General features: G+C 66.7%; 11 protein-coding genes. 4 read left to right on the top strand and 7 right to left on the bottom strand.

Annotation, left to right across the window (positions count from 1 at the left end; translation table 11 throughout):
- Window positions 1–334: 334 nt before the first annotated feature.
- Window positions 335–1,120 (bottom strand): nitroreductase family protein, encoded by a 786-nt coding sequence (locus tag AC1AYX_RS08950; RefSeq protein WP_476503151.1) that lies wholly within the window; start codon window positions 1,118–1,120, stop codon window positions 335–337.
- A gap of 207 nt (window positions 1,121–1,327) precedes the next feature.
- A complete protein-coding gene (locus tag AC1AYX_RS08955) occupies window positions 1,328–1,705 on the bottom strand; it encodes a DUF4235 domain-containing protein (protein ID WP_476503152.1) in 378 nt (125 codons plus the stop codon).
- 96 nt (window positions 1,706–1,801) lie between these two features.
- Here AC1AYX_RS08955 and AC1AYX_RS08960 point away from each other — a divergent pair, with 96 nt between their 5' ends.
- Window positions 1,802–2,515, top strand: a complete 714-nt coding sequence (locus AC1AYX_RS08960; RefSeq protein WP_476503153.1) for a histidine phosphatase family protein — start codon at window positions 1,802–1,804, stop codon at window positions 2,513–2,515.
- Between the two features lie 79 nt (window positions 2,516–2,594).
- Here AC1AYX_RS08960 and AC1AYX_RS08965 read toward each other — a convergent pair whose 3' ends face one another.
- Window positions 2,595–3,608: a LacI family DNA-binding transcriptional regulator gene (locus AC1AYX_RS08965; RefSeq protein ID WP_476503154.1), complete on the bottom strand. Its 1,014-nt coding sequence runs from the start codon at window positions 3,606–3,608 to the stop codon at window positions 2,595–2,597.
- A gap of 280 nt (window positions 3,609–3,888) precedes the next feature.
- Here AC1AYX_RS08965 and AC1AYX_RS08970 point away from each other — a divergent pair, with 280 nt between their 5' ends.
- Both AC1AYX_RS08970 and AC1AYX_RS08975 read left to right on the top strand, forming a co-directional pair.
- A complete protein-coding gene (locus tag AC1AYX_RS08970) occupies window positions 3,889–4,548 on the top strand; it encodes a hypothetical protein (protein ID WP_476503155.1) in 660 nt (219 codons plus the stop codon).
- Window positions 4,549–4,588: 40 nt separating this feature from the next.
- On the top strand, window positions 4,589–4,999 hold the full coding sequence (locus AC1AYX_RS08975) for a hypothetical protein (RefSeq protein WP_476503156.1): 411 nt from the start codon (window positions 4,589–4,591) through the stop codon (window positions 4,997–4,999).
- 80 nt (window positions 5,000–5,079) lie between these two features.
- Here AC1AYX_RS08975 and AC1AYX_RS08980 read toward each other — a convergent pair whose 3' ends face one another.
- The 3 genes from AC1AYX_RS08980 to AC1AYX_RS08990 all read right to left on the bottom strand — a co-directional run bounded on the left by AC1AYX_RS08980 (window position 5,080) and on the right by AC1AYX_RS08990 (window position 8,944).
- A complete protein-coding gene (locus AC1AYX_RS08980; RefSeq protein WP_476503157.1) occupies window positions 5,080–6,360 on the bottom strand; it encodes a sensor histidine kinase in 1,281 nt (426 codons plus the stop codon).
- Between the two features lie 28 nt (window positions 6,361–6,388).
- On the bottom strand, window positions 6,389–7,114 hold the full coding sequence (locus tag AC1AYX_RS08985; RefSeq protein WP_476503158.1) for a response regulator: 726 nt from the start codon (window positions 7,112–7,114) through the stop codon (window positions 6,389–6,391).
- A 111-nt stretch (window positions 7,115–7,225) separates the two neighbouring features.
- Window positions 7,226–8,944, bottom strand: coding sequence for a glycoside hydrolase family 13 protein (locus AC1AYX_RS08990; protein ID WP_476503159.1), 1,719 nt, complete (start codon window positions 8,942–8,944; stop codon window positions 7,226–7,228).
- A 225-nt stretch (window positions 8,945–9,169) separates the two neighbouring features.
- Here AC1AYX_RS08990 and phoA point away from each other — a divergent pair, with 225 nt between their 5' ends.
- Window positions 9,170–11,260 (top strand): alkaline phosphatase, encoded by a 2,091-nt coding sequence (gene phoA / locus AC1AYX_RS08995; RefSeq protein WP_476503160.1) that lies wholly within the window; start codon window positions 9,170–9,172, stop codon window positions 11,258–11,260.
- A gap of 230 nt (window positions 11,261–11,490) precedes the next feature.
- On the opposite strand, the gene AC1AYX_RS09000 is transcribed toward phoA, so the two are convergent.
- The gene (locus tag AC1AYX_RS09000; RefSeq protein ID WP_476503161.1) at window positions 11,491–13,461 is read right to left on the bottom strand and encodes an alpha-amylase family glycosyl hydrolase; all 1,971 of its coding nucleotides are present in this window, start codon (window positions 13,459–13,461) and stop codon (window positions 11,491–11,493) included.
- Window positions 13,462–13,667 lie beyond the last annotated feature (206 nt).

The raw sequence follows: 13,667 nt of genomic DNA on the forward strand, positions 1-13,667 counted from the left end.
CCGAACCCGGAAGCTAAGACCTGGCACGGCGATGGTACTGCACCCGAGAGAGTGTGGGAGAGTAGCACGCCGCCGCATCACACGATAAGGAAGGCCCTTGGTCGAGCAACAGCTCCCAAGGGCCCCCGCATATCTACAGACACGCGCCATCACCCCCTCAGCCCGCCCCCGGCGGACAGCTCCCCCTCACAAGGGGAGCCAAGGGAGGAACCACAACAACAGACACTGGACCCCCTCAGCCCGCTTTGCGGACAGCTCCCCCTCCAAGGGGGAGCCAAGCGACACAGGCGGGCGGAGGGAATGCATCACACCCGCCGGGGCTCGGGAACCGAACCTAGCGATCCAGGCGGAAGCCTTGGGCGGCGGCCTTGGGGAGGAGCGATTTGCCGCTCACGTCCTGCGTGCCGACCTTGGCGATCTGGTCGCTGAACGTGTCCACCGGGCGGTCCGTGTTGCGCAGGTCGTAGTATTCGTGCACCGTCGCATCGAAATCGTCGATACCGGACAGCACGGCGGCATCGGAACCAGCCGCCGAGTCATCGGCCGGATACGTGTTCTCGAAGAACTGCATCGCACGCGGCATGCGCGGCTTCAGCGCCGGTTCCTGATCCGGCTTGCCGATTGCGATCGCCAGCACCGGATACGTGTATTCCGGCAGATGGCACACGTCGATCAGTCCGGGGATATCGTTGAGCACGGAACCCAGAATCACGCAGCCGAGGCCCAGCGAGTACGCGGCGGTCTCCATCGCGTGCAGAGCGAGCACGGCGTCGTTCTGCGCCTGCGTGAAGCGGTAGCTGGAATCGAGCGTCCACGCGTCGCTGTGCGTGTCGACGCCTTTGCGCTCGGCGATCAGCGCGTTGCGATGCTCGTCGATGACGAACAGATAGAGCAGCGGCGCCTGCGCGATATACGGCTGATGTCCGAATTCGGCGAACTTCGCCTTGATCGCCGGATCGGAGATGCGGATCGCCGACCAGTCGTTGAGATACTGGCTGGAAGCGGCGTGCTGTGCGACCGTTTCCAGCGTGATACGGGTGTCGTCGTCGATCGCCTCGTCCTTGAAGGCGCGGATCGAGCGGCGGTTCAACAGGGTTTCGATAGTGCTGTTAGTAACCATGGTTCCTATTGTCATTCCACCGCTGGCCAAGTACAAGTACATGACGCCGTCAGTGCGTCAGCGTGCCCCCTCAGTCGGCCTGCGGCCGCCAGCTCCCCCTGAAGGGGGCGCGCTCTCCCCCACCCGGCTCCGCCGGGAGCCCCCTCGACAGAGGGGGCCCAAAACGACGACGCCCACTGTGGAGGAGTGCAAGACAGAGGAGTGCCGTCAGTGACGATGCAGCCGGTCGACGATCGCTTCGGAGCCGCGGTTCGAGATGTGGGAGACGAATGCGCCGAACGCGGCGGACAGTGCGGTGAACAGCAGCTGCATGAGGAATCCCTGCGGCGCGTCGGCGGCGAGGCCGCGGCGCACGTTGCGACGGGAGACGCCGCGATTCCAGATGATTTGGAACAGTTTGCCGCCGACGAGTCCCGCGACGGACGGCAACGCCCACTTCACGATTTTGTCGCCCAGGGAATCGGGATCGTTCAATCGGTGTTCGCGCATCGCATCGACCTTCTCATCGATGCGATGGAACGTGTCGATCATCCGATCGGTCGACGACGGCGCCGCATGCGCTCCGATACGCTTCTCTTCGCTCATATCACCCAGTCTAACGGTTCCGTCAGCCGCCCATCAATCGAACAACCCACGGCGATTCAGTGGAGTCGGGAGCGTTCACGGGCTACAGTGGGAGGCATGAACAATCATCAATCGGACGGCACTGTGGCCGTCGACGCGTCCCTCGGCGGCACCGGATACCTTGTTCTTCTGCGCCACGGGCAGACCGCGTGGAGCCAATCGGGGCAGCACACCGGACGTACCGACATCCCGCTGACCGAGGTCGGCAGGCAGCAGGCCGTGGACGCCGGCAAGCGTCTCGAGGCCGCGTTCCCCGGCGGATTCGACGAAGGCTGCGTATTCTCGAGCCCGCTCGTGCGTGCGCATGAGACCGCCGTGCTGGCTGGTTTCGAGCATCCCGGCACGCTGGACGGCATCGCCGAGTGGGATTACGGAAGCGCGGAAGGCCGCACGCGTCAGCAGATCAGCGAACTGGCCGGATTCCAGTGGGACGTGTGGCGTGACGGTCCGCGATCGTTGCCGGAGTCGATGCAGGGCGACTGGACGGAGACGCTGCCGGACGGGCGGCAGGTGCCGGTGCACGAGGGCCCGGGCGAGACCGTGGAGGAGGCGGCCGCGCGTGCGCGTGGTGCCATCGAAGCGGTGTTGCCGCTGCTCGAGTCGGGGCATAACGTGCTGTTCGTCGCGCACGCGCACATCCTGCGCATCCTCACGTCGCAGTGGCTGGGCGTCGAACCGCGGTTCGCGCGCCTGCTGCGGCTGGACACGGCGCACTACTGCGTGCTCAGCAAGTACAAGGGCGACAACGTCATCGAACGCTGGAACTGCTAGCGCTGTGTAGCGTCCCGTAGTCCCCTCAGTCCGCTTTGCGGACAGCTCCCCCTAAAAGGGGGAGCTGAAGGGGAAGGCGTCAGCACCGTCCCGTACTGGAACGGACCACGAGTTGGGCGGGCAATGTGCGGAACGGGTCGTCGGGCTTCCGTCCGTGGATGAGGTCGAGGGTCATGCGGGCGGCGATGTGCGCGGTTTCGACCGGATCCTGGCGAATCGTCGTCAATCCGATGTCGTCGGCGTAGAAGCTGTCGTCGTAGCCGATGACGGACACGTCGCCGGGAACGGCGAACCCGTTGCGTTCCAGCTGGAAGATGAGCGGCAGCGCGATGCCGTCCTCCTGGCAGGCGATGGCGGTGGGCATCGTCGGCAGGCTCATCAGTTGCGTGACCACGCTGCCGATCTCGTAATGGCCGTCGTCGTCGACCTGACACTCGATGGCGCGCGGTTCGACGCCTTCCTTGCGGCAGTAGTCCATGAACATGTCGAAGCGGCCGCGCACGGAGAAGCTCAGCGAGACGTCGCGGTTCGTCGTGATGTACGCGATGTCGCGGTGTCCGAGCGTGAGCAGGTGGCGTGCGGCGAGCGTCGCGCCCTGTGCGTCGTCGATGGTGACGGACGCGGCGAATCCGTGCTGTTCGGAGTCGGCGGAGTTGATGCCGATGATCGGCACGTCGATCGACGTGAGTTGCGCGGTCTCGGCGGCGTCGATGTCGAACGAGACGACGATGACCGCGTCGGCGTTGCGGCGCACCGGCAGCATTTCGAAGAACTCGCGCCGCTCCTCGATGCTGGAGATCTGGAAGATCGAGATGTCGTAGCCTTCCGCGTGGAGCACGTCGTTGAGGCCTTCGATCACGGAGGCGGTGAACCACATGCGGATGTGGCCGCTCATCAGCACGGCGATGCGCAGCGATCGGCCGGATTTCAGCGCGGCGGCGGAACGCGACAGGGAGAAGTTGAGTTCGTCGGCGAACTTGAGCACGCGTGCGCGCGTCTTCGCCGACACCAGGTCGGGCCGGGTGAACGATCGCGACACCGTCGAGATGGAGACGCCCGCCGCCTTGGCGACATCCTGGATGCTGCTGTTCATGCGAACCACCTTGTTAACGGAAACAATCGAAACGTATCCAGATTACACGCTGCACGGCATGTCACCCCGGCATATCGGCGCTCGCGCGTGGCATCTTCACGTGGCGTCTTCACCGGATTTTCCGCGCCGCCGGCGACCGCGCAGGCACCGCCGGTTGTGTTGCCGAGCCGCCGAGGCCGCCGTGCACTTTTCTGCAAACCGTCGTCCCGCGCGTGAGGCGTCTTCTATCGTCGATGGTGTACAGGTCATCGAAGACCTGCCATAGCGAAAGGAGCCTCCCATGATTCGCTCGACAAGGATGTGGGCTGTCAGATTGGTCGCGCTGTTCGCGGCCTGCACGTTCGCGCTCGGCGTCCTTCCGGCGTGCGCACAGGCCGAGGAGCCCGTCATCGAACCGGGGTACGTCATGATCGGCGGAATCGAGGTGGCGAAGGGGTTCGGCATCACCACCGAGGCGGAACTTGACGCCCTTGCCATGTCCTCGGTGCCGAAAACCTATACGATCGATCCCGAGACAGGGGAGGACGTGCGTCTGGATCTGGGCTTTGACGGCCCTGAAGGGCGTGTCAGCCCCGAGCAGGCGAAGGCGGTGATGGACGGGACCAAGACCCTCGACGAGGTGCTGGAGGAGTCCGAGGTCTCCCGCAATGCCGATGCCGCGGCCCCGGCTTCCGGCACGGCAGCTCCAGCCGTCCTGGATCGGAGCGGCGGCATCGCCACGTCGTTCAGCACCGCCGGCGCGTATTACGGCTCTCATCACGGTTCCCATTACGACGGTTACTGGCCGCAATCGAAGCGCTTCTATACAGGTGGCTGGTGGGCCAGCGTCGATTTCACCTACAAGGGAGCCCACAACAATACGCGCGTGAGAAGCCCTCATACGGGACTCGAATTTGGTTCAGGCGATCTTGTGGAGGTGACGGGCGTATACATGAGTTGATTTGGAGAATCGAGTGACGGGCCGAGTGACGGAGGCGAGGATGTCCGATCAGTATCAGGAGCAGAACGACCGGCGGCAGCAGAATCTGCGGTTGGGAGTACGCGTGGTGAGCGTGACGATGGCCCTCGCTCTGGGAATCGTCGCCGTGTGGATGACCGTATATCCCCCGAACGCGGCGCACGAATACGACGTCATTGCCGGAGTGAGGGTGTCGCGCGCGTTGCGGGTCAGGACGTTGCCCGAACTGCGGCAGCGTCTCTACCAACCGTACGTGGAGGAGACGGGAGCGGACCCCGCCGAGGGATGCGCCTCCTACGGGTGCCTCTATTCCGTCGACCCGTTGAGCCCGCAGGATGCGTTCCGCTATGGGGCCACACGTTGCCGGCCGTACTATCAATGGGCGTGCGCGACGGATCGGTACCATCAGGTGACGAGCGGTGCCGTCAGCTAGCAACCGTCAGCCGACAACCGTCAGCTAGCAACCGTCAGCCGACAACCGTCAGCTGACAACCGTCAGCCGACAGCCGTCCGCTAGCGGGTGCCCGCTATCCGATAGGGGACTCGCGCGTGCATCGTCCATGCGTCGCCGTCCGTGACAGTCAGCGCGCCATCCGCCTGCTCGATCAGCGTACGGTACCGGGCGAGCCCGGAACGCAGCCCTTCCGCGGACGGCCCGGAATGCTTGGGATGGTCGCAGAGCTCGATCGTGCAATCGGTCGGGGCGAACGCGATGAACATCGTATAGCCCTGCCGCGGGTCCGAGTGTTTGGCGATGTTGCCGAACAGTTCGCGCAGGAAATCGGCGATGAAGGCGCGCGCCGAGGCGGGCGGGAGTTTCGTGTCCCCGATGACGATGACTTCGCCGGAATGCCCGATCCGTTCCAGCTGCAGCCGTTGCCGTTCGATGGTTTCGGACAGTCCGCCGGCTGCCGGCGATGGCACTGGTGGTGCCGCCATCGCCGGTACCGCCGCCGGTGGTTTCGGCGTCTCCGGCGCGTGCGTGCGTCCGTCCAATGTGGCGATGGTCCGGCGCGTATGCCGCAGCGCGTCGATCGCGAGATTCCGTATGATCCTGTACCGTTCGGCGGATTCGTCGGTGGGGCCGTCCGTGGGTTCGCCCGCGTCGGCCAGCTGCCCGTCGATGAGCATGACGATGTCGTTGAGATCGTTCGTGACGTGGTCGTGCAGTTCGCGCGCGAGCCGCATGCCGCGCGCGAGTTCGTCGCGTCGACGGCGTTCCGCGACGGCACGGACGATGGCGTGCCCGCAATATCCGATGACGGCCGACACGGCGACGCAGGCCCCCAACGTGTAGGCGCTGCCGTACCCCATGATGCCGTATGGTTCGAGCCTTCCGTAGATGATCATCAGCGAGGAGAACGCGATGCCGCCCGCGCACCCGGATATCGGATCGAGGAACGTGAGCGAGGCGGTCGCGACGAACGCGAGAAGAAACACGGTGAGCGGCACGGGGAACGCCGTCACCGTCATGACGGCGACGATCGCCATGACGGCGTACCCGCCGTACCGCGGTCTGACGACGTTCCACGCGGAGGCCGCCGCCAACGCGCACAGCAGCGCGACGTTGCGCGGGAACCCGTATGGTCCCCACCCGGCGTCGGCCCCGCCGAATCCGCCGAACACGGCGAACACGTAGTGGGCGGTCTCTCCGGTCGCCGCGAGCCCCGCCGCCAGCGCCATCGCCGACAGCAGGGGATGGGGGCCGGCAACGCGCCGGGCCGTCCGGAAGAACCGGCGCAGAGGCTTTCCGTTGCGGGCCGCGTCGTTCGGTTCCGCATGCGATATCGTCATGGTTCCGTCCCCTCGCCTTGCCGCGATGTCACGCGATGTGGAGCGCACGGCAACGGTCCAGCGCCTCGAGCCACGTGCCGACGCCCAGTTTGCGTTTGATGTTGCGTCGGTGCGACGATACCGTGTTCGCCGTGATGCCCAGGCGCGTGCCGATCTGCCGGGTGGTCATCGCGCCGAGACTCAACGCGACGATGTCGCGTTCGATGGGACTCAGCGGGCGTTGCGTCCCATCCGCGCGCTCGCCGGCGGCGGTCCTGCCGTTCCGTGACGCTTCGCGATGCGTCTGGATCGCTTTGTGGTGCTCCTCGAGGATCCGTTCGATGGTGCCGAGCAGTCGCTGGCCGAACGCGGCCTTGTCCAGCAGCACCGTGATGCCGGCGTGCATGGCCTCGTTGCGATATGCCTCCAGCGCGTAGGAGGTCATGCCGATGATGACGGTGTCGGGCGAGCGTTTGAGGATCTCCGCGGCGACCTGCGGTCCGGTCACGCCGTTCAGGGCCATGTCGATGAGCAGGACGTCGGTCGCCGTTCCGTTCCGACACTCCTGGATCGCGTAGGCGGGCGAGGTGGACGTCCAGATGCTCACGCCGTAGGTGACGCCGCGGCTTTGCGATTCCAGCATCCGTCTGATGCAGTCCAGTGCGAGCGCGTCATTGTCCAATACCCCGATACGCACGGTGGCGGGATGGGCGGCGATGGGCGCGGCGGCCGCATCGGACGCCCGCGCATCATGATCATGGTCGACGGCGCACATGACACCCAGCGTAGTGTCCGGAACGTGGTGAGGGGCGGCTTTGCAGAAAACTGCAAGGCCGCCCCTCACCACATCATCGGAATCGGCGATGAACGTGTCTCGTCGATCGCGTCAGTCGAGGACCCAGACGCTGGCGTCCTGCGGGAGGCGGCCGTCGTCGGTGAGCGTCGTGGAGGCGAGGACGATCTGGCCGGCGGGCAGCGAGACCGGCTCCGCACCGAAGTTGGTGATGGAGGTGAGCGTACGGGCGTCGGTCGCCGGACGACGGTAGGCGATCACGTCGGACCCCATGTCCACCCAGTCGAAGGTGGACGTGTCGCCGGTGGCGGTGAGCAGCTCGGCGCGCAACGTGAGGAGCGTACGGTACAGGGCGAGCATCGACGTCTCGTCATGCTCCTCGGCGTCCGCCGCGAAATCCTTGAACCATGCGGGCTGCGGCAGGTGCGGGGCGGCGGCGGGCGTGCCGTCGGCCTTCTCGCTCGGCGAGAAGCCGAACGACGCCTCGTCGCCGGCCGTCCACGGCAGCGGCACGCGGCAGCCGTCGCGGCCCTTGTCGGTGGCCGCGCGGCGCGTGTTGAACGCGGTCGGGTCCTCGAGCTGGTCCCACGGGATGTCGGCGACCTCGAACAGGCCGAGCTCCTCGCCTTGGTAGACGTAGATGCCGCCGGGCAGGCCGAACTCCATGAGCGCGGCGGCGCGGGCGCGCCTCGTGCCGAGCACGCGGTCCTCGACATACGTGGAGCCGTCGCGCATCAGCCAGTCGTGCGCGAGCTGGTGGTACGGCGCGTTCGGAATCTGCGGCAGGCCGTAGCGGCTGGGGCTGCGCGGCACGTCGTGGTTGTTCATCACCCACGTGGTGGTCGAGCCGTGCGTGGCCGCGGCGGCGCCGAGACCGCCCTCGATGGCGGCGCGGAACTCGTCGGGCAGCCATGCGGCCTTCGCGAAGTCGAAGTTGAAGCACTGGCCGAGTTCGTCGGTGGAGGCGTACAGGTGCTGGTGCTCGGGCACGACCCACGCCTCGGCGACGGCGAAGCGCGGCGGATCGTAGCGGTCGAACACCTCGCGGCGCCACTCGCGGTAGATCTCGTGCACCTCATGGCGGTCCCACAGCGGGCTGGTGAAGTCGTGGCACAGCTGGTTCTGCACGTCGTTCGCGGCCATGTCCGCCAGCGGCTTGGAATCGAGGTCCTTGGCGAGGCCGTGGGCCACGTCGATGCGGAAGCCGTCGGTGCCGTGGTCGGCCCAGAAGCGCAGGGTCTTGATGAATTCGGCGTGGATGTCCGGGTTGTTCCAGTTGACGTCCGGCTGCTGCTTGGCGAACAGGTGGAGGTACCACTGGCCGTCGGGCACGCGCGTCCACGCGGGGCCGCCGAACATGGACTGCCAGTCGTTCGGCGGCAGTTCGCCGTGCTCGCCCCGGCCCTCGCGGAAGATGTAGCGGTCGCGCGCGGGGGAGCCGGGGGCGGCGGCGAGGGCCTCCTGGAAGAAGACGTGCTTGTCGGCGGTGTGGTTCGGGACGATGTCGACCATCACCTTGATGCCGGCCTTGTGGGCGGCGGCGACCATCGCGTCGAAGTCGTCCATCGTGCCGAGCCGCGGGTCGACGTTGCGGTAGTCGATGACGTCGTAGCCGCCGTCGGCGAGGTCGGACGGGTAGAACGGGCTCAGCCAGATCGCGTCCACGCCGAGTTTCTCGAGGTAGTCCATCTTCTCGGTGACGCCGGCGATGTCGCCGAGTCCGTCGCCGTTCACGTCCTTGAAGCTTCGTGGGTAGACCTGGTAGACGACTGCCTGCTTCCACCAGTCCTCATGCATGTTGTTCGCGGTCATGCGGTTCCTTTCCTACTTGACGGCGCGCGGTCGCGACACTGCCGACAACGCGGTTTGCAAACGATTGCATTACCGTATCGTACACCATAATTCATCGTAATTCACCTTCGTTCACGCCGTGTTCGCCTCCTCTCCGCCGAGTCGTGGTCTGGCGGGCATAGATTGCCCGATGACACCGTTGGCAGTACTCATTCGGCAGTACCTACGGAGGAAGAAGAGGAAATCATGGACATCAAGCACATCGCGAGGGCGGCCGTAGCGGCGCTGACCTCGGTCGCGGCGCTCGGCGCGCTCACCGTGCCCGCCGCGTTCGCGCAGGACGGCAAGCAGGTGGCGGATCTCGCGCAGCACGGCGGCGCGCAGCGCATCGCCGCCATCGGCTCCGCCAAGGCGAAGAACGTCATCCTGTTCATCGGCGACGGCATGGGCGACTCCGAGATCACCGCCGCCCGCGACTACCTGCACGGCGCGAACGGCTCGTTCGACGGCCTCGACAAGATCGGCCAGCCGGGCGCGCTCGGCGACACGAACGCCGGCACCGGCCAGTACACCACGTTCTCGCTCGGCTACAGCTCCGACAACGGCAAGTACCCGAAGGCCGGCGGCATCAACGACAACCCGGGCGTCGTCACCCCCGTCACCGACTCCTCCGCCTCCGGCTCCAGCTGGGCCACCGGCACCAAGACCTACAACAACGCGGTCGACGTCGACATCTACGGCAACCCGCAGCTCAACCTGTTCGAGCTTGCCAAGGCCGAAGGCAAGACCACCGGCAACGTGACCACCGCCGAGATCCAGGACGCCACCCCGGCCGTGCTGGAATCCCACTCCACCGAGCGCTCCTGCTACGGCCCGCAGGGCAAGACCGACGGCAGCAGCAACAACGCCGACAAGCAGTGCCGCGCCGAACAGCTCAAGGAGAACGGCGGCATCGGCTCCATCTCCGAGCAGCTGCTCGACACCCGCGCCGACGTGACCATCGGCGGCGGCGCCAAGTACTTCCGCCAGACCGCGCAGGCCGGCGAATACCAGGGCAAGACCCTGTGGGATCAGGCCAAGGCCCGCGGCTTCCAGACCGTCGAGAACAACGTCGACGACTTCGCCAAGCTCCAGTACAAGGAGAACCAGCCGGTCCTCGCCCTGCTCGGCGACGGCAACCTGCCCACCCAGTTCCAGGCCACCCCGGCCCTCGACCAGGAGGCCACGATCGCCCGCGGCCCGCTGCAGTGCCAGGTGAACGGCGGCTGGCTCGGCAACAAGACCGCGGCCGGCAACTCCGCCTCCCTCGCCGACATGACCAACAAGGCCCTCGACGTGCTCCAGGCCAACCCGAAGACCAATGAGAACGGCTTCTTCCTGCAGGTCGAAGGCGCGTCCATCGACAAGCAGGACCACGCCGCCAACGCCTGCGGCCAGATCGGCGAGACCGACGACCTCGACAAGGCCATCTCCGCCGCCCTCAACCACGTCGACCTGTCGAACACGCTCATCATCGTGACCGCCGACCACGCGCACACCAGCCAGATCGTCAACGATCCGCCGGCCTACGCGCTGAGCACGATCCTCCAGTCCCCGGTCGACGGCGCCAAGATCGTCATCTCCTACGGCACCGCCACCCAGATCGACGATGGCGCGTCCGACCCCTCCAAGGGCTACACCGCGGGCGGCATGGAGCACACCGGCACCCAGCTTCGCATCGCCGCCTCCGGCCCCGGCGCACAGCGCGTCATCGGACTGACCGACCAGACCGACAACTTCTACACGATCGCCGGCGCGCTCGGCCTCGCCACCACGACCGAAGAGCAGAAGACCCTGTCCCAGAACGCCAAGGTGGACGTCGTCACCCGTGACGGCAAGTACTACGCCGACCTGACCGGCTTCAACGGCGACGCGGTCGCCGCCTACGAGCTGCGCGACGGCGCCACCAACCAGGTGATCGCCGCCTCCAACAACAGCACCCCGGTCTCCGGCGTGCGCATCGCCCCCGGCCAGACCACCGAGATCCCGCTGAACCTCACCGAAGGCAAGAGCTACCGCCTGACCGTCACCGGCCGCCAGTCCGGTGCCGTGGCCGCCCCCGAGTTCACCGCCCCCGCCGCCGGCGCCGCCAACAAGAGCGACGGCGACAACAGCGGGAACGCGGCCGCCGGCAACGGCGCCCTCATCGCGCAGGGCCAGGCCAAGCTCGACCGCGGTTCCGCCAACGGCTTCGGTCCGCTCGGCAAGACCGGCACCGCGATCGCCGGCGTGATTCTCCTCGCGCTCGTCCTGATCGCCGCCGCCCTCACCGTCAAGTTCGCGAAGGCCCGCCGCTGAAACGGATTGTCGCGACTGATCGGCTGAGTAAGTGAGTGGAGCCTTGGGGTACGTCCCCAAGGCTCCACTTGTTTTGTCGCGTGGAAACCCCCTCAGTCGGCCTACGGCCGCCAGCTCCCCCTGAAGGGGGCGCAGAGAATGGCCATGCGCTCACGCATGTCAGTTCGCCTTGCGCCCCCTTCAGGGGGAGCTGTCCGGCGAAGCCGGACTGAGGGGGTGTCCGCCACGAATCACCGCAGAATCGCGAAGGATTGCGGCGGGAGAGTCAGAGTGCCGCCGGCGATCGTCGGGTTGCCGAGCGCGAGTGCGATCGTGCGCTCGCCGTCATCGCGTGGAGGCACGTCGATCGTGACGGTGCCATGGCCGGGATTCATCGCGATGATCACGTCATCGATGATCACGTCGCCGCCGGAACATCCGCCGGAAACGTCGCGGCGCGCGCCGGCGGCGTCCGCCTCGCCGGCGTCGCGCGCGACGCGGCGGAAGGCGAACGCGCGGCCGCCGTCGCGGCCCGCGACCACCTCGAAACCGGCGTCCGCGCGCAATGCGGGACTCGCGTGACGGAACGCGAGCAGCGTGCGCAGCCAATGCCACAACGATTGCGGATCGGCCTGCGCCGCCGCGACGGTAGGCGCGTCCGGCGCGGGGTCGACGGGCAGATAGAGGTCGGGGGCCGCCGCGGTGACGTCGGGTCCGGAGACGACGGCGCCGGTCGCGGGATTGGGCGTCGCCGCGGAGAAGCCGAGATTCGGGCGGGAGGCGTCCCACTGCATCGGCGTGCGGCTGCCGGTGCGGATGTAGCCGCCCTCGTGCGTCGGCAGCGGGCGGTAGCGCATCGCGATCTCGTCGCCGTAGTAGACGAACGGGCAGCCGGGCATCGTCAGCAGCATGCCGTACGCGACCTTCAGTTCGCGCTCGGTGAGGCGTTGGCCGACGCGGATCGTGTCGTGATTGCAGGTGATGAGGTCGAACAGGCCGCCCGCGCGCTCGCAGTCGGCGAGCTGCGGCAGATACTGGTCGAGGAACGGCTTGATCGCCGCGCCGGAATCCGCGTTGAAATAGCTGGCGTCGCCGTCGCGGACCAACGGGGTGTCGGTGTTGCGCAGCAGCATGTTGTAGCCGTTCGGCCAGCCGCCCCAACGCCAATCGAGATAGAAGTCCATGTCGAAGCCCGCCTGCATCGACTCGTAGGGGCGGCCCCATTCGGCGACGAACGCGGCTTCGGGGAACTCGGGGCGGATCTGCGCGAACATGTGTCGCCATGTGCGGATCGTGAACGGTTTGCCGTCGTCGTCATGCTTGACGAGGCTGTCGGACATGTCGACGCGGAAGCCGTCCGCGCCGCGGGAGAGCCAGAAGCGCATCACGTCGAGCATCGCGTCGCAGGTGGCGAGGGCGTCCGGGCCGAGCGCCGGCTTCTGCCACGGCTGCTTCGGATGCGCGAACCCGTAGTTGAGCGCCGGCTGGCATTTGAAGAAGTTCAGGATGTACGTGCCGTCGCGTTCGGCCTCGCCGCCGACGAACGGCAGCCCGTCGCCGCCCGCGATCCAGCAGTCCGTCCAGATATAGCGCTCGGACACGTTGATCGGGGTTGCGGGGGTGACGGGGCTTGCGGAGGCTGGTTGCGGGCTCTGCGCCGCCGGTCTCTCCCCCACCCGCTTCGCGGGAGCCCCCTCGTCAGAGGGGGCCGAGGAGGAGGCTGGGGCCGAGGGAGAGGGTGCCGAGGAGGAGGGCGAGGCGGATGTGGCGTCTTGGCCCCCTCTGACGAGGGGGCTGTCGCCGCAGGCGACTGGGGGAGAGACCGCCGGAACGGTGCGGTCGGCGTAGGCGGCGCGGGTGCTGGCTTGGAACCAGGAGTGCTCCTCGCTGGTGTGGCCGGGGACGAGGTCGAGCAGGACGTGCATGCCGCGCGCGTGCGCCTCCGCGAAGAGACGTTCGAGGTCCTCGTTCGTGCCGTAGCGCGGGGCGACCTTCGTGTAGTCGCGCACGTCGTAGCCGGCGTCCTTGAACGGCGAATCGTAGCAGGGGTTGATCCACAGCGCGTTGCAGCCGAGGTCGCGGATGTAGTCGAGTTTGGCGATGATGCCCGGGATGTCGCCGATGCCGTCGCCGTTCGTGTCGTTGAACGACTGCGGGTAGACCTCGTAGAAGACCGCGTCGGCGAGCCATGCGGGACGGGTGTGTCGTGTTGTCTTATCCATGAAAACTCCAATGTTCATGCGGTTTCTCGTCATTGACCAACGATTGCAATTCTAGCAGGGAAACGCGAAATGCGAACGTATGCAGAAACGGTGCTACACTGTGAGCCAACGATGTTCCGCAGCGTTGCAAATACAAGGCATCTCAACGCCCCAAAGCGGTGGTGTTAACGTATTCAGCGATAATGTCAATTCGGCATTGCAAACGT

The organism is Bifidobacterium sp. LH_419 (assembly GCF_056356955.1).